15 protein-coding genes are annotated in these 15769 nt (G+C 43.3%); 10 read left to right on the top strand and 5 right to left on the bottom strand.

Annotation, left to right across the window (positions count from 1 at the left end):
- Window positions 1–37: 37 nt before the first annotated feature.
- From R8P61_25110 to R8P61_25080, 7 genes are all read left to right on the top strand, one after another.
- A complete protein-coding gene (locus R8P61_25110; protein MDW3650379.1) occupies window positions 38–904 on the top strand; it encodes a xanthine dehydrogenase family protein subunit M in 867 nt (288 codons plus the stop codon).
- A gap of 26 nt (window positions 905–930) precedes the next feature.
- Window positions 931–1434: a (2Fe-2S)-binding protein gene (locus tag R8P61_25105; GenBank protein MDW3650378.1), complete on the top strand. Its 504-nt coding sequence runs from the start codon at window positions 931–933 to the stop codon at window positions 1432–1434.
- A 31-nt stretch (window positions 1435–1465) separates the two neighbouring features.
- Window positions 1466–3832, top strand: a complete 2367-nt coding sequence (locus R8P61_25100) for an aerobic carbon-monoxide dehydrogenase large subunit (protein MDW3650377.1) — start codon at window positions 1466–1468, stop codon at window positions 3830–3832.
- Window positions 3833–3968: 136 nt separating this feature from the next.
- Window positions 3969–4484 (top strand): SRPBCC family protein, encoded by a 516-nt coding sequence (locus R8P61_25095; GenBank protein ID MDW3650376.1) that lies wholly within the window; start codon window positions 3969–3971, stop codon window positions 4482–4484.
- A 13-nt stretch (window positions 4485–4497) separates the two neighbouring features.
- The gene (locus tag R8P61_25090; protein ID MDW3650375.1) at window positions 4498–5379 is read left to right on the top strand and encodes a MoxR family ATPase; all 882 of its coding nucleotides are present in this window, start codon (window positions 4498–4500) and stop codon (window positions 5377–5379) included.
- A 156-nt stretch (window positions 5380–5535) separates the two neighbouring features.
- Window positions 5536–6624, top strand: a complete 1089-nt coding sequence (locus R8P61_25085) for a VWA domain-containing protein (GenBank protein MDW3650374.1) — start codon at window positions 5536–5538, stop codon at window positions 6622–6624.
- 81 nt (window positions 6625–6705) lie between these two features.
- Entirely contained in the window at window positions 6706–7677 is a 972-nt protein-coding gene (locus R8P61_25080; GenBank protein MDW3650373.1) for an XdhC family protein, read from the top strand.
- Here R8P61_25080 and R8P61_25075 read toward each other — a convergent pair.
- The 4 genes from R8P61_25075 to R8P61_25060 form a co-directional block, all read right to left on the bottom strand.
- Window positions 7674–7967 (bottom strand): hypothetical protein, encoded by a 294-nt coding sequence (locus R8P61_25075; GenBank protein ID MDW3650372.1) that lies wholly within the window; start codon window positions 7965–7967, stop codon window positions 7674–7676. The genes R8P61_25080 and R8P61_25075 overlap by 4 nt on opposite strands.
- Before the next feature lie 6 nt (window positions 7968–7973).
- On the bottom strand, window positions 7974–9011 hold the full coding sequence (locus tag R8P61_25070; protein MDW3650371.1) for a DUF4230 domain-containing protein: 1038 nt from the start codon (window positions 9009–9011) through the stop codon (window positions 7974–7976).
- Window positions 9004–9531: a DUF4230 domain-containing protein gene (locus R8P61_25065; protein ID MDW3650370.1), complete on the bottom strand. Its 528-nt coding sequence runs from the start codon at window positions 9529–9531 to the stop codon at window positions 9004–9006. Before R8P61_25065 ends, R8P61_25070 begins: the two co-directional genes overlap by 8 nt.
- Window positions 9532–9797: 266 nt before the next feature.
- Window positions 9798–10454, bottom strand: a complete 657-nt coding sequence (locus tag R8P61_25060; protein MDW3650369.1) for an SOS response-associated peptidase family protein — start codon at window positions 10452–10454, stop codon at window positions 9798–9800.
- A gap of 212 nt (window positions 10455–10666) precedes the next feature.
- Between R8P61_25060 and R8P61_25055 the strand changes: the two genes are divergently transcribed.
- Window positions 10667–11581 carry a glycerophosphodiester phosphodiesterase family protein gene (locus tag R8P61_25055; protein ID MDW3650368.1) on the top strand — a complete coding sequence of 305 codons (915 nt, stop codon included), beginning with the start codon at window positions 10667–10669 and terminating at the stop codon, window positions 11579–11581.
- Between the two features lie 426 nt (window positions 11582–12007).
- Window positions 12008–12859, top strand: coding sequence for an SUMF1/EgtB/PvdO family nonheme iron enzyme (locus R8P61_25050; GenBank protein ID MDW3650367.1), 852 nt, complete (start codon window positions 12008–12010; stop codon window positions 12857–12859).
- A gap of 76 nt (window positions 12860–12935) precedes the next feature.
- Here the strand turns inward: R8P61_25050 and R8P61_25045 are convergent, their stop codons facing one another.
- On the bottom strand, window positions 12936–13907 hold the full coding sequence (locus R8P61_25045; GenBank protein MDW3650366.1) for a YpdA family putative bacillithiol disulfide reductase: 972 nt from the start codon (window positions 13905–13907) through the stop codon (window positions 12936–12938).
- Between the two features lie 537 nt (window positions 13908–14444).
- On the opposite strand from R8P61_25045, the gene R8P61_25040 reads away from it, so the two are divergent.
- Window positions 14445–15710 (top strand): c-type cytochrome, encoded by a 1266-nt coding sequence (locus tag R8P61_25040; GenBank protein MDW3650365.1) that lies wholly within the window; start codon window positions 14445–14447, stop codon window positions 15708–15710.
- Window positions 15711–15769: the final 59 nt, after the last annotated feature.

The following is a 15769-nucleotide window of genomic DNA, read 5'->3' as shown; positions in this document are numbered from 1 at the left end:
TTTAACAATATATCCTTCATCTCTAAACTCTTTAAACATGATACCAGCCCCGTTTGACTACTATGCTCCGACGACGCTAGATGAAGCGATTTCCTTATTGCAGGAACTTGGGGACGAAGCAAAGATTCTCGCAGGAGGCCATAGCCTGTTGCCGATGATGAAATTGCGGTTTGCCTCTCCGGAACAATTGATTGACATTAACAATATTCCGGGTCTTTCTTATATCAAGGAAGAAGATGGTTTCCTGAAAATAGGGGCGCTTACCAAAGAAGCGGAATTGGAACACTCGGACACTATTCCCGGCAAGTATCCCATCTTCCTGGATGCAACGAAATTGATTGCAGATCCTCAGGTAAGAAATATGGGTACTATCGGGGGAAACCTTGCACATGGCGATGCGGCTAATGACCATCCGGCAGTGATGCTGGCGATGCGTGCGGAAGTCGTAGCTACCGGCCCCGAAGGCCAGAGAACCATTCCTATTGACGAATTCTTTTATGGATTTTACATGACTGCTTTAGGCGAGACTGATATCCTGACAGAAATTCGTATCCCGATCCCCGCTGCCGGAACAGGCAATGCTTATCATAAGCTCGAAAGAAAAGTAGGGGATTATGCGACTGCTGGAGTTGCTGTTCAACTCACGTTGGATAGTGAGGGTGTTTGTACCTATGCAGGCATCGGACTTACCAATGTGAATCCTACTCCTCTTCGTGCAGAGAGATCTGAGCAAGCACTTTTGGGCAACAAACTTACGGAAGAAGTTATTGCTCAGGCCGCTCAATTCGCATCTGAAGATTGTAATCCTTCTGATGACCTACGGGGAGACGAGGAATACAAAAGAGCAATGGTGGGAGTGCTCACCAAGCGTATGATCCACAAAGCAATGGAAAGAGCACAATAAGTTTCACTTCTAAATTTTAGACTATTATGACAAAGGAAATAACCATTACCCTTAATGGAGAAAAACAAAGCCTGGAAGTGGAACCCCGACTCCTTTTGGTTCACTTGATCCGGGAAAACCTCAACCAAACAGGTACTCACATTGGCTGCGATACCAGTAGCTGTGGAGCTTGTACTATTTTGGTTGATGGCAAATCGATAAAGTCTTGTACTATGCTGGCTATTCAGGCAGATGGTAAAGAGATTATCACCGTAGAAGGTCTGGCTACTACAGAAGGCCTTCATCCAATTCAAGAAGGCTTTAAAGAAAATCATGGTCTTCACTGTGGATTTTGTACCCCTGGTATGATGATGCGTGCAGTAGAACTTTTGGAAAATAATCCCAACCCGACTGAAGAAGAAATTCGCTGGGGTATTTCCGGAAACCTTTGCCGTTGCACTGGCTACAATAATATCGTGAAAGCGATCCAGTATGCTGGAGCAAAGATCCGTGGAGACGAATTGCCATCCACTGAACCAGAGTTCGTTTAAGCTTCTTTCACCGAATTTAATTTGAAAAAAAATGATAAAATGTGATACTCCCAAGGAAATTGGAGGAATGGGGCACTCTATGAAGAGAAAAGAGGACGACCGTTTCATCCAGGGAAAAGGGAATTACGTAGATGATATCAAATTGCCAGGCATGCTCTACATGGACATCGTTAGAAGTCCCTATGCCTACGCAAAAATAAAAAAGATCAATACCGATGCCGCCATGGCAATCGATGGGGTTGTTGCAGTTGTAGATGGTAAGGCTTTGGAGCAATACAATCTCCACTGGATGCCTACCCTTATGTCGGATACCCAAATGGTACTGCCTACCGATACGGTAATGTATCAGGCTCAGGAAGTTTGTGCGGTGATCGCCACCAGCCGTTATGCAGCTCGTGATGGAAAGGAAGCTGTCATCGTCGAATACGAACCGATGAAGCCTTTGATGGATCCATATAAAGCGCTGAATGATGATGCTCCCCTACTCCGCCCGGATAAGGAAGGAAAAACAGATAACCATATCTGGAATTGGAAAGCTGGAGATAAAGAAAAAACCGATAAGGTTTTTGAAGAAGCAGATGTGACCGTTAAAGAGCAGATGCACATTCCTCGTATCCACGTTGCTTCTATTGAAACTTGTGGCTGTGTAGCAGATTATGACAAGGTCAATAATCATCTGACCATGTATATGACTACACAGGCTCCTCACGCCATTCGTACAGTGATTGCACTTGTTGCAGGACATGTAGGATTGACAGAAGAAAAAATCCGCGTGATCTCTCCAGATATTGGAGGAGGTTTCGGAGGAAAAGTACCGGTCTATCCCGGCTATGTGATTGCTATTGCAGTTTCTTTCCTCGTAGGTAAGCCCGTTAAATGGATCGAAGATAGAAGCGAAAACCTCCAGGCAGACTCTTTTGCACGTGATTATCACATCACCGCTGAGATGGCCGCTACCAAAGAAGGAAAAATCCTCGCGACTCGTTTCAAAATCCTGGCTGACCACGGATATACAGATGCTTCAGCGAATCCTTCCAAGTTCCCTACGGGATTGTATTCAATTGGTACGGGATCGTATGATTATGGCGCTTCATATATGGAAGCAGATGCGGTTTATACCAATAAACCCCCAGGTGGTGTTGCCTACCGTTGTTCTTTCCGTGTAACGGAAGCCGTACATGCCATTGAGCGTATCACCGATCGTCTTGCACTTGAGATCGGTAAAGATCCCGCTCAGCTCCGTATGGAGAACTTCATCAAAAAAGAAGACTTCCCCTGGAAATCTCCTACAGGTTGGGAATATGACTCTGGAGACTACCATGCAGGCCTTCAGAAGGCTATGGATGCAGTCGGTTATGATGAATTGAGAAAAGAGCAGGCTGAGAAAAGAGCCAAAGGCGAATTGATGGGAATCGGCATATCTACTTTCACAGAAATTGTAGGTGCAGGACCCTCTAAAGACTTTGACATTCTTGGAATCAAAATGTTTGACTCTGCTGAGATTCGTGTGCACCCGACAGGTAAAGCCATTGCCCGCTTTGGTACAAAATCTCAGGGACAAGGGCATGAAACTACTTATGCACAGATCATCGCTCAGGAACTGGGTATTCCTATGGAACACATCCAGGTCGAAGAAGGTGATACAGATACCGCTCCTTATGGATTGGGAACCTATGCAAGTAGATCTACCCCGACTGCAGGAGCTGCTGCTGCTGTTGCTGCGAGGAAGCTTCGCGACAAGGCGAAAAAAATCGCTGCATATCTATTAGAAGTTAGTGAAGAAGACCTGGAGTGGGAGCCTGGTAAATTCTTTGTGAAAGGTGCTCCTGAGAAGTCCAAGACGATACAGGAACTGGTTTTCGCAGCCTATACCAACCATCCTCAGGGCATGGAAGCTGGTTTCGAAACCACACATTATTATGATCCACCCAACCTGACTTTCCCTTCAGGTGCATATATCTGTGTAGTTGACATAGATAAGGAAACGGGCCAGATCGATGTTCGTCGCTTTGTAGCAATTGATGACTGTGGTAATATCATCAATCCGATGATTGTACAGGGACAGGTACATGGAGGCTTGACTCAGGGGATTGCTCCGGCAATGTATGAGTCGCTTATTTATGATGATGATGGAAACATCCTCAATGGTACATTCATGGACTACCTGGTACCTACTGCAGTAGAGTCTCCAAGTTGGGAAACGGGTCATACCGTAACTCCTTCTCCTCACCACCCAATAGGTGCAAAAGGCGTAGGGGAATCTCCAACGGTTGGTGCACCTCCTGCGATTGCCAATGCAATTGTAGATGCGATGTCTCACCTGGGAGTTACCCATATGGAAATTCCAATTACTCCATTTAAAGTCTGGAAGACTTTGAAAGAAAAAGGAGCGATCTAAACAAAGTAGATCGATACGGGTATAGGGTATAGAGAGTTGGGAATCTCTTGTATAAGAACCCTGATTTTCTATACCCTATCAATTTAAATTTATTCAGATCAACGGGGGATTTCTATGCTCCCAAAAGAAAAGAGATATGAAGACTACCATCAATAAAGTTTTTACAATTGAAGATACTGCGGACAGAGTTTGGGAACACCTGAGTGATCCTCATAAAATTGTTCCTTGTGTTCCGGGTGCTTCTCTTACCGAACAGGTAGATGATGACAATTATAAAGGAGAAGTGAGTCTGAAATTTGGTCCTGTTAAGGCTAAATATTCAGGTGAAATTCATTTTCAGGAAAGAGATAATGCTGCCAGGAAAATGGTTATGCAAGGGAAAGGGCTCGATTCTAAAGGAAAAGGAAGTGCCGATATGTTGATGAATGGAATTGTATCTGAGGTGGATGGCAAAACAGAAGTTAACTGTACCATGGAAGTTACCATTACAGGGATGCTGGCCCAATTTGGTGCCCGCCTCATCAATGATGTTACGGATACTGTTTTCGATCAGTTTGTAGGTAATTTTCAGGATCTGTTGGCAGGAAGAGAAGTTGATAATAGTATTAGTGCCGGATCTATGATCAAAGGCATGTTTGGTAAGAAGAAATAAATAGGGCTCTCCTATGTTTAATAACATACATGCGCTCATTGACAGCTTTGAGCAGCAAAAATATATTGCAGATGAGGAACTGGGTACTATCCTGTTCCTCATGCTTCAATTAGGGAAACCCGTTTTATTGGAGGGAAATCCTGGAGTAGGTAAAACCGAAGTTGCGAATGTTCTATCCAAAGTTTTGGATACTGAATTGATCAGACTCCAATGCTATGAAGGATTGGATGTCCACTCAACTATTTATGAGTGGAACTACCAGAAGCAGCTGTTGAGCATCAAAATCCAGGAGCAAAGTGAGAAGTCCGATGAGGAAAAGGAAGAGCACATCTTTGGTTCTGAATTTCTATTGAAGAGACCACTCTTAAAAGCCATTACGGCCAGTGAAAAGCCTCCGGTACTTTTGATTGATGAAATCGATCGTGCAGACGAAGAATTCGAAGCTTTCCTGCTGGAACTCCTTTCTGCTTTCCAGATCAGTATCCCGGAAATGGGAACCGTTCAGGCTAGCCATCGACCCTGGGTGATTCTTACGTCTAATCGTACCCGAGAATTGGGAGATGCCCTCAAAAGGCGCTGCCTTTACCATTGGGTGAACTTCCCCAGCCTCGAAAAGGAAATGGAAATCATCCAGAAGCATCTGCCAAATATGGAAGTTTCCCTGGTGAACCGTATGGTGAAATTGGTACAATATCTCCGTACCCAAAAACTGGATAAAGCTCCGGGAATTGCAGAAAGCCTGGACTGGGCCAGAGGACTACTGGCTTTGGGGTTTGCAGATTTGGATGAAGCAGGTATTGAGAAAAGCCTGGGCTGTCTGTTGAAATCAGTGGATGATATTCAGCGGGTCAAAAGTACGGGTATTCAGCAGTTGTTGACGGAAATAGAAGCTTAAATGCAGTTGTAGAGTTTTAGTGTGTTAGGGTATTAGCGACCCAAACACTCTAACACTCTAACACTCTAACACTCTAACACTCTAACAATTGTCCCCATCCCCACTTACCCTCACATATCTAATCATGGCTCGATCAGCGAAGGGATCATTTCTTTCGTGCGATTTGCGAGATTTAATGGACTCAATGTAGGCATACAGGAGTCCAAAGAAGCTGTATTGGCGGCTGATTCGGGACTTTTAGAAGACAAGACCCAATTTCGCTATGGCTTGAAATCTTTGTTTTGCTGTGAACCGGATGAGGGAGAGCTTTTTGATCAGCTGTATGAGCAGTTTTGGGGAAATGAAAGGGGACAGCTTTCTGGCACAACTACCTATCAAAACCAATCTAATATCCAAAAGAAAGCCCCGGCTTCTTTGGTCATGATGGGTAGCGGAAAAACGGAGCCCAATGAAGAGGGAGAAGAAGCTCGCAATGTTTCCGGAGCTAATGAAACGGAGCGTATCCGTAAGACCGATTTCTCCAAACTCAATGCTATAGATAGCCAGATGTTGGAAGAATTGGCTTTGAAACTTTTTCAGCAAATGAGTAAACGGATCAAACGCAAGATGAAAAACTCTACCAAGCAAGGCAGGGTTGACCTGAGGCAAACGATTCGTAACAGCCTCTCGCATGGTGGAGATCCGATAGAATTGCATAGGCGGAAGCAGGTTCCCAAGAAACAGCGGCTCATCATCCTATTGGATGTGAGTGGAAGTATGGATAAATACAGTTTCTTTTTGCTACGTTTCATTTGGTCGCTTCGGGCACATTTTGAAACGGTTGAAGCCTTTATCTTTAGTACTTCCCTGATTCGAATCACAGACTATTTGGATGCCAAAGACCTCGAGTGGACCCTTACAGTCCTATCGATGAAAGCAAATAACTGGTCCAGCGGTACACAAATCGGAGACTGTTTTCGTACCTTTAATGAACAATATGCCAAGCAGGTCCTGGCTGGTCGTTCCACCACCATCATTTTAAGTGATGGCCTGGATACGGGGGAACCGGAAGATCTGGCTACAGAATTAAATAAAATTAAACGGCGAACACGTAAGCTCATTTGGCTCAACCCTTTGAAAGGCATGCAAGGCTACGAACCGATACAAAGAGGCATGGCCGCCGCTTTACCAGAACTGGATGTATTTCAGTCTGCGCATAATTTGAATAGCTTATTGGAGCTAGAGAGGTATTTGGAGGAAGTTTAAACGTGTTTTAGTGCGGTAGTGTTATAGTTGATTGAAAAGAACAAGCGCACAACAACACTAAAACACCCCAACACATTTTTTATGTTCAACGAATTTTTAAAAACAGCAGATCAGCTGTATCAGGATAAAGAAACCTTTGCGATTGCGATGGTTGTGAATCGACAGATTCCTTCTTCAGGTAAGCCGGGAGATAAAGCCATCATCCAAAAGGATGGGAAATTGATTGGATGGATAGGGGGAGGCTGTACCCGTGGAATTATCTTGAAAGAGGCGGTTGAGTCCATGCAAGAAGGGAAGCCTCGCTTGATCCGGATCAGTCCGGATGGAGAGGGTCTGGTGAGTAAGGGGGTAAAAGAATATAAAATGACTTGTCATAGCGGAGGTTCTGTGGAAGTATATATCGAGCCTGTCCTCCCTCGGCCTCAATTGCTGATCATGGGGAAATCCCATGTAGCGATGGCGCTTTCGAGGATCGGAAAAGCCATGGATTATTCGGTTACGGTTTTGGCGAGAGAGGCAGATCCTAATGCCTTTGTGACGGCTGATTCCATAAGTGATGAGGTCCTTACAGATAAATTCATACACCCCAATACCTGTATTGTGGTGTGTACACAAGGGGAGAATGATGAAGACGCATTAGAACAAGCCTTAAATTCAGGCGTTCCTTATGTGAGTTTTGTGGCGAGTAGGAGAAAGGCCAATGCCGTTTTCAATAACCTTCGTCAGCGAGGTATTTCTTTCGACCAACTCAAACGAATCAAAACACCTGCAGGATTAGATATTGGTGCAAAGCTTCCGGAAGAAGTAGCTATTAGCATCATTGCAGAGGTGATTTCATTTATTCGTTCGGAAGACAATGTAAATGATGATGAGTCTGCTGCCGCATCAACCTTAAGTGAGGATCTTTACATCAATCCGGTTTGCGGGGTTCCTGTGCAAAAAAGCGCTGCCAAACATGTACTCGAATTCGAAGGAGAATCCGTTTACTTTTGCTGCGATGGATGTAAAGTGAGTTTTGAGAAGGAGCCTGAGAAGTATATGAAAAAGGCTTAGGCTAAGTCTTCAAAAGGATCAATTCCATAATTAGACGTATTATCACTGACTCCCATGCCCATCATGATCACATCTCGTGGATCATGGTAGAAATTGCTATCGATGATTTCCTGAATTTTAGCTGCGTCTCCTGCTGCTATCAATAAGATAGATCGGATCAATTGGTCCTTGCCCACATTTATATAGGATTGCTTAATTCCTGAAAGCAATTTTTCTGCCTTTTCGTAATCTTTCTTTTTGGGAAAATCTCTTTTAATCCTCTTTTCTATATCTATCGGTAAATCAGCCATGCGATACTATTCTTGTATATCCACAACACTCAACACCTGAGTAGAATCTCTTGCCAATAGATTAAGGAAGTTCAGCAAAGTCTCCTCTGCCCTCTTTTCCGCCGTTTTCAATATTCCCTGTTCAATCGCTGATTTCTCCAGATCTTTTTCGCAGCCTTCTTTTACCCTTCCATGATCTTTATGTGTAGGGGAACCATATTCTTTTAATAGCTCAAAACCTGGCACTCCTTTTCCATCCTCTGTTTCTTCCGGCAGTACATACCAGGGATTTATATCGGCATTGAGTATTTGAGCTTTCAGGTTTTTGAGTAAAAGGGTATCTCCTTGCTTCTCTACGGATTCATCGGTCAGCGCATCCAGATTATATCCGGCCTTTACTGTACCTCTTCCCAAATAAATGAGTACCCGACCATTGTTCTTTATTTTTCTGAGATATCTTCTTTCTCTATTAAGGCGGTCTTTATAACGGGAGTAATAAGATTTCCAGTCATTGGTTCGGAGATACTCCAACATATTCCTGGCTGATTCATTGTGAATGCGCTTAAAAGCAGCAAACCAGGCTTTGTCATAATTGGTGGCAGTTGCATGGGCGCTCATGAAGTCTTCATAAGCCTTTTGAAGATGTCTTTCATGCCCTATCAAATTTCCATTGATATCTCGCATTTTTTCGATGCGTTCATAAATACGCGTATAGGAATCGCGAATTTCTAAATAAGACTCAGCCATATTCTTTAAATCCTCCTCCTCATAGCTTTCACTCAAAGAATGGACTTCCTCACCGAAATATTCCGCACCTACCAATTCTCCTATGGCTTTTACTTCTTCTAATATGCTAGGAGTTTCAATTATGCTGACTTTCGTCTCGACTATAGAACTAAAATCTCCGATCACCCATTTGTATCCGAAAAATAATCCAACCAATAAGGCAATGATCACAAGTATCATAGGAATCACTCCCAGCATGGAAAAGAATCCCAGGATGCGTTTAGGGATGGCCAGAAAGAATCCCAGGATGCGAGAAAATATGGAGGTCTTTTTATCCATTTGCCTGGGGAATGTTGCCGGTATTCAGGGGATTGGGTTCCCAGCGGAATTTTTCAAAGTCGATTTGGATGGAATCATAACCCGCTTGTATCAGAAACTTCATCAGAAATTTCTTTGTTTTATCCTGCGCAGCTTCCTCTAGGCCCATATTTACAATGTCTTTTCGAACAGATAACTCGGCTTCCTGATAAAAGCGATCTATATCTGATCCTTCAATAATTGCCAGCCAACCATCTTCTGTATAATCTTCATTGACTTTTGCCTCTCCAGCGGGAAAAGAAAAATTGATGATCTCAACGGGAGGCAAACTGAGCTGAATGAAATTATCCTGAATGCGAATATTCTCTTCGCTTATTTTGGCTAAATCAATTCCTGCTTTTACCCGGGCTTCTGCTTCAGCCAAATACTCAGCTTCACTTAAAGAATAGCCAAGCAATTTTTGCTCTTTCTTCCCTATTACCACTTTACTAATTACATACTCTACCGTAGCAATTTGCGAGGCTCCCTGTATTTGGTGCATGAGCCTCATTTTCTTCCAGTTCTCATTCTCTTCTACCTCTTTAGGTTTGCAGGAAGAGAATAAAAGCAGGCCTAGGGTTAAGAAAAGCAGTGCGTATGTTTTGCTCTGTCGCATTGTCTCAATCTACGAAATTCTTTGAGCTGTGTTGTTATTATACATAAAGACAGACAAGCTCAGTCTAGAGTTGGCATGGAAAAGATAAAATAAAAAGAAAAGGGTAGCCATAGGCTACCCTTTCAACCAAATGTACCAACCCCGCTTAGCATCTACGCAGCAACATGTTCATAAAATCCAATTAAGTCCATTTCTTTGAGTTCTTGAATGGGATAAATTTGTAGACTAAGGGGGTAGGGTTGCTTAAGTACGTCATTAATTTTCTGCATATTGGCATTGGGGTTTAGCCAAAGCCCTTCCCATTTTTTAGGGAGTATTAGCGGCATCTGTAAGCCAAACTGACGCATATCCGCATCAGCTTCCGTGGTGAGGATAGCGAAGCTCTGCAGCAGGGACCCGTCGGCATTACGCCAGGTATCATAGATCCCTGCAAAGCAGAATGTATCGCCTCCATCAGCATGGATTTTAAAGTTTTGTTTGTTGTAAGTTTTTCCGGTCGAGAGATAGTAGCCATCAGCAGGTATGAGACATCTCTGTCTGCGAAGGGCAATCTGGAATCCGGGTTGGCGAACAAGATGATCTGAAGCTACAAAGCGACGAGACTTTTCTTTTTTGCTACCCTTGGTCCAGGCTGGAACCATTCCCCACTGAAAATATTTTAATCTGATCTGGTTGTACTCTTTTACTAAGACAGGACTGAATTGACCCGGGCGAAACTTTCCACCTTCCAATAAACGAAGGCTGGGCAAAGGCTGATGCTGTGTGTGGCCGGGCTTATAATTGGAGTTGAATGTGTAACTGGCTAACATAATTGGTTATTTTGGTAACTATGATAGCAATTACGCTAATAATTTTGGGTAAAGCAAGCCTTTTGAGATAAAAATGCTAAAAAAAGTATCATTTCTGATTATTGGAATTTTCTGGCAGTTCTTTACGCATTCATAATGAGGACTTTCTAGCTTTGTAGTCGAATCATGAGAATTGCTATTATTTTTATCCTTTCAACAGCTAATTAACCCAGATGAAAAAACTTGCCTTCCTTTTCCTCTTAATTTCATGCTCCTGCACTCCACAATTGTATGAACATAGGATTGAGCTGGGGGCCAATAATCTTTCCTCCTTTCTCAATCATAAAAGCGGCAGTCCCATTCTGGTTAGTGCGCATAGAGGAGGTCGTGGATATCCGGGCTATCCAGAAAATTCAATCCAGGCTTTTGCATATACCGCCTATCATCTACCTGCTATTATAGAATGTGATGTACGCTTGAGTAAAGACTCTGTGCTTGTTCTTCTGCACGACGATGATCTGGATAGAACGACTACAGGAAAAGGTCCTTTGAAAGAGAAAAATTGGAAAGAACTTAGGAGTTTGAATTTGTTAGATGACTTTGGAAAGGAAACGACTTATCACATACCTAGCCTCAGGCATGCTTTGAATTGGGGACGGGGCAAAGTGATTTTTACCCTGGATGTAAAAAGAGGAATTCCTTTTGAGAAAGTGGTGGATTTAGTAGAGGAAATGGAAGCGGAAAATTATGCAGCTATCATCACCTACAATTGGAAAGATGCTCAGCACGTACATCGGCTCAATCCAAATCTGATGATATCCATCGGCATGCGAAAGATGGAGGACATTGATATACATTGGCCCGCTTCAGGAATCCCGGCAAATCGAATTCTGGCTTTTACAGGTTATGCGACTAAAGATCCCTATGAGCCTCCCATAGAGTTGATCAGAAAACTACAAGCTGAGGGAATCCCTGTTATTTTTGGGCGCTTTGGAGGTGATGGGGATAAGTCCCTGCAAAACTCTTATCGAAAACTGGCAGAAAATGGCATTGACATCTGGACGATTGATTATCCGAAAATGGCGAGGAAGGCTTTACCGGATTATTCAAGGCAAAGTCGAATAGTTAAGCAGCTGTTGAATCCTTGACCCACCGAGAACCCACCGCCTCAGGCCCCACTCCCTTGTTTGTGCAAACAAGAGAGTGCACGCAGGCCAGTTAGTTAAAAGTGATTCACTGTAGGGGCAGCTTACAATCTGCCCCCTATGATATCACCAAGCTGCCATATGCCGGTCGTTTCCTTCTTGAGGGAAATGGGCATGCGGCGGAAGGGTCTTGAGAACCCACCGCTTCAGGCCCACACTCCCTTGTTTTGGGAAAACAATGGAGTGCGCTGGGAGCCATCTATCGTAGGGGCAGCCGACAATCTGCCCCCTATGATATCTCCAAACTGCTCGGAACTGCCATATGCGGGTCGTTTCCTTCTTGAGGGAAACGGGCTTGTGGCGGAAGGGTCCCGGAAGAGCCTGTAACTTTTCAGCCTCCCGCTATTATGAATAAAAAATTCACTCAACATGAAAAAACTACTCCAGATCAGCAGCCCAGCCCTACTCTGTGCACTCCTATTTATTTCCAGTGCTTTCTACCCCGGCGCCAAAGCCAAATTCAAAAACCAATGGAAACAGATCGATGAAAAGCTCTATGCCCATGCAACAGAAGTTTCTGTAATCAATTACAAAGAGTTTCTCCATGACATTCCCCAGGAAATGGCAGAAAAGTATGCCCTGGATACCACCGTTTGGTCAAAAGGCTTCAAAAATTTTGACCCGGTTAAAGAAAACTATACCAGCCATCCCGCATTTTATGAATATCCGGCTGTGGGACTAAGTCATGAGGGAGCAAAAGCCTATTGCGAATGGCTGACAGAAGTAATCAATAATCAAGATGATTCTTATGTTCCTTTTAATAAGGTATTATTTCGTTTGCCTACAGAGGAAGAATGGGAAAAAGCGGCAACAGCTGATCTGGTAGATACCAAATTTCCCTGGGATGTACTGAAAGGAGTGGGAAAACCCGGTTGGGCTTTTGACAAGAAAGGACTGCCCAGGGCGAATTTTAAAGTCATTGACCAAAGCTTTATCCAACAAGATATCAATACAGGGGAGAGTATTATTGTAGGGAAAGGAATCGATTATACTGCAGATGGGTATATGCTCACAGCTCCCGTTCGATCTTTTACCCCTAATCCCTGGGGAATTTATCATATGGCAGGAAATGTATCTGAAATGATAGATCGTCCGGGTATCGCCAAAGGAGGGAGCTGGAATAGTACAGGATACTACCTACGGATCAATAGTCAGGAAAGCTATGAGGAGCCTTCTGCTCAGCTTGGCTTCAGAATTTTTATGGAAGTATTGGAAGAATAATTCCTAAGCGATGATTACTCCCTCGGCAGATAACCTAAAAATATTCTTTTTTCAAGGCGCTGATACCCATCAGCGCCTATATTCTTTTTCTGATTTCCTCCATAACGGTACTCGCATGCTCAATCGAATTCTCAATAAACCACTTATTGGTTTGCATGCCTCCGCAGACCGTTCCGGCCAGAAATACATTGGGAAGATTGCTCTCAAAGGTCTCTTCGTCTCTTACAGGCATCTTTAGGTCATCCGAACTAAACTCCAGACCAATCTTTCCTAGAAAACTATAGTCCGGTTTAAATCCTGTCATAGCCAGTACAAAGTCATTTTCTACTTCGACTTCCCCTTCAGGGGTATTGAGAGTGACATGATCTTCAGAAACCTCTTTTACTGTACTTTCAAAATAGGCCTTGATAGAACCCTCTTTGATTCTGTTTTCTATATCCGGTTTTACCCAGTATTTCACCCGCCTACCGACTCCTTCTCCTCTATGAACCAAGCTAACCTCTGCCCCTTTTCGCCAGCATTCTAGAGCCACATCTATGGCTGAATTTGCACCTCCGACTACGAGGACCTTATGTCCTATATAAGGGTGAGGATCGTCAAAATAATGCTTTACTTTCGGCAAATCCTCCCCCGGAACATCCATCAAATTGGGATGATCAAAAAAACCGGTCGCTATGACAATACTTTTACTTCGATAGATCCCCTTTGTACTTTCTACTTTATAATGCTCCCCTTCCTGTTCCACATTTAATACCCGTTCATAAGTATGAATATCTAGTTCATAGGTATCATAAACTCTGCGGTAATATTCCAAGGCTTCTCTCCGATTGGGTTTGTCTTGATGAGAAACAAAAGGTACCCCTCCGATCTCGATTTTCTGGGAGGTAGAAAAAAAGGTCATATTGGTAGGGTAATGATAAATCGAATTTACCAGGCAACCCTTTTCAATGATCAGATAAGATAGTTTTCTTCTCTGGGCTTCTATTCCACAGGCAAGCCCGATTGGGCCTCCGCCTACAATCAATACATCCAGCATTTCTGTATTCATAGCAATTGTTAAAAACTGGCTCTGTCTTGTATCTGCTGCAAAATTAGCTAAAAAATCAGCGATGAGTGTATTTGATGAAATTCCTGATCCTTCCCATGCCAGAATTCTTCTTTCTTCCTTTTTTGATTGAAAATCCTTTCAACTTATTCATACGATATATTTTTCTTAAACCCTTATAATAAATGGATGTTTTTGGAGATAAATGATAAAAATCATTGCCTGAAATTGTTGTTGAAACACCGAAGATTTGGCATAGAACAAAAGGCCCGAACTGTACAGGAAAAATGCCCTTGTGACGGATATTTCCTCAAAAAAGAGAGACTTGCTTTCATTGAAAAGAAGGCCCTAAACGTAGAAAATCAGAAAATGTTATTTAGAACGGTTCTAAATGTAGGAAAAACACGATTTCTTTCCTCTAAACAACTTTGACCTAAATAATAGCTGTATTAACTTGCGAGCCGAAATTTGAATTGACCCATTACGTCATTCAAATTGTGGATTTAACTCACACACGAGCGTCATTAACACGACATACCTATGAGATGCAAACCCTGGGTTAACATACTCACAAGTTTGACCCTCTTCTTTCTTCTCGCTACTGCGACACCGATTTCAGCTCAAATCTCAGTCGCTAGTGGAGATGCTACTCAAGGAGAGACCCTTTTCAAAGCTAACTGTACGACCTGCCACCCCGCCGTGACCCGTAAGGGCACTGGACCGATGTTGAAAGACATTCATACCAAGTATGCGGGTGATGAGGAATGGTTGGGAAGCTGGATTCGTAATTCGCCCAAGATGATCTTTGTTGACAAAGACGCCAAGGCGATCGCATTATGGGAAGCTAATAATAAAGCTGCCATGAATGCCTTTCCTACTTTTACGGATCAGGATATCTCAAACCTTCTTGCCTACATCAAGGTGGAGTCTGAGCCAAAAGCTCCTGTAAATACAGTTAATAATGTAGCTGGACAGCCTACTGATCCGTTTGCAGATCCTACGATCTACTATGGATTGCTTACGCTGATCGCAGCTTTGTTCATCGTTGCCTTACTCCTCGTAGTAATCGCTGCGATTTTGGTTACTTCAGTTCGGTCGAAAGAAGGCAAAGAGCCTTTCGAGTTTGCCAATGTGATGGAAACCAGCAAAGCCATGCTGCAAAACAAATTCGTGATCACCCTGATTACGGTCTTTGTTTTGGTAGGAGGTTTAGCCAAAACCATCATGGAAGCAAGAACAGTCGGCCTGCACCAGGGATACATGCCTGAGCAGCCGATCAACTTCAGCCACAAAATTCATGCAGGAGAGTATGAAATTGACTGTAAGTATTGCCACACAGGTACTACCAAGAGTAAGAGTGCGTGGATTCCTTCAGTCAATGTCTGTATGAATTGCCACAAGGCTATCTACAATCGTCATGAGCCTACAGAGCGTCATCCTGATGCCATGGGAGATAATGATATCTCACCGGAAATCGCAAAAATCTACAAAGCTGTAGGTTGGGATCCGGAAGAAGTAGCCTATATAGAGGGATACGAACAGCAGCCTATCGAATGGATTCGTATTCACAACATCCCCGATCATGCTTATTTCAACCATGCCCAACACGTAGTTGTGGGTAATCTGGAATGCCAGACCTGCCACGGACCGGTTGAGGAAATGGAAGTTGTTTATCAATACTCAGACCTCGGTATGGGTTGGTGTATCAACTGCCACAGAAATGAAAAAGTCAAAGTCCTGGGAGAACCTACTGACTATACCGTAGCTGACATGGGAGGACTGGATTGTGCGAGATGTCATTATTAATAATAAAATGATTATTGCCCGGATGTTATTCGGGCAATACTTCGATATAAAAACTGATA

The sequence above is a fragment of the Bacteroidia bacterium genome, from assembly GCA_033391075.1.
Classification (GTDB): domain Bacteria; phylum Bacteroidota; class Bacteroidia; order J057; family J057; genus JAWPMV01.
This window is presented reverse-complemented; position numbering and strand designations above follow the sequence as displayed.

What these genes read in the sequence shown, in the direction of transcription:
- R8P61_25110 (MDW3650379.1), top strand. Translation starts at nt 38, where the DNA reads ATGATACCAGCCCCGTTTGACTACTATGCTCCGACGACGCTAGATGAA.
- R8P61_25105 (MDW3650378.1), top strand. Translation starts at nt 931, where the DNA reads ATGACAAAGGAAATAACCATTACCCTTAATGGAGAAAAACAAAGCCTG.
- R8P61_25100 (MDW3650377.1), top strand. Translation starts at nt 1,466, where the DNA reads ATGATAAAATGTGATACTCCCAAGGAAATTGGAGGAATGGGGCACTCT.
- R8P61_25095 (MDW3650376.1), top strand. Translation starts at nt 3,969, where the DNA reads ATGAAGACTACCATCAATAAAGTTTTTACAATTGAAGATACTGCGGAC.
- R8P61_25090 (MDW3650375.1), top strand. Translation starts at nt 4,498, where the DNA reads ATGTTTAATAACATACATGCGCTCATTGACAGCTTTGAGCAGCAAAAA.
- R8P61_25080 (MDW3650373.1), top strand. Translation starts at nt 6,706, where the DNA reads ATGTTCAACGAATTTTTAAAAACAGCAGATCAGCTGTATCAGGATAAA.
- R8P61_25075 (MDW3650372.1), bottom strand. Translation starts at nt 7,967, where the DNA reads ATGGCTGATTTACCGATAGATATAGAAAAGAGGATTAAAAGAGATTTT.
- R8P61_25070 (MDW3650371.1), bottom strand. Translation starts at nt 9,011, where the DNA reads ATGGATAAAAAGACCTCCATATTTTCTCGCATCCTGGGATTCTTTCTG.
- R8P61_25065 (MDW3650370.1), bottom strand. Translation starts at nt 9,531, where the DNA reads ATGCACCAAATACAGGGAGCCTCGCAAATTGCTACGGTAGAGTATGTA.
- R8P61_25060 (MDW3650369.1), bottom strand. Translation starts at nt 10,454, where the DNA reads ATGTTAGCCAGTTACACATTCAACTCCAATTATAAGCCCGGCCACACA.
- R8P61_25055 (MDW3650368.1), top strand. Translation starts at nt 10,667, where the DNA reads ATGAAAAAACTTGCCTTCCTTTTCCTCTTAATTTCATGCTCCTGCACT.
- R8P61_25050 (MDW3650367.1), top strand. Translation starts at nt 12,008, where the DNA reads ATGAAAAAACTACTCCAGATCAGCAGCCCAGCCCTACTCTGTGCACTC.
- R8P61_25045 (MDW3650366.1), bottom strand. Translation starts at nt 13,907, where the DNA reads ATGAATACAGAAATGCTGGATGTATTGATTGTAGGCGGAGGCCCAATC.
- R8P61_25040 (MDW3650365.1), top strand. Translation starts at nt 14,445, where the DNA reads ATGAGATGCAAACCCTGGGTTAACATACTCACAAGTTTGACCCTCTTC.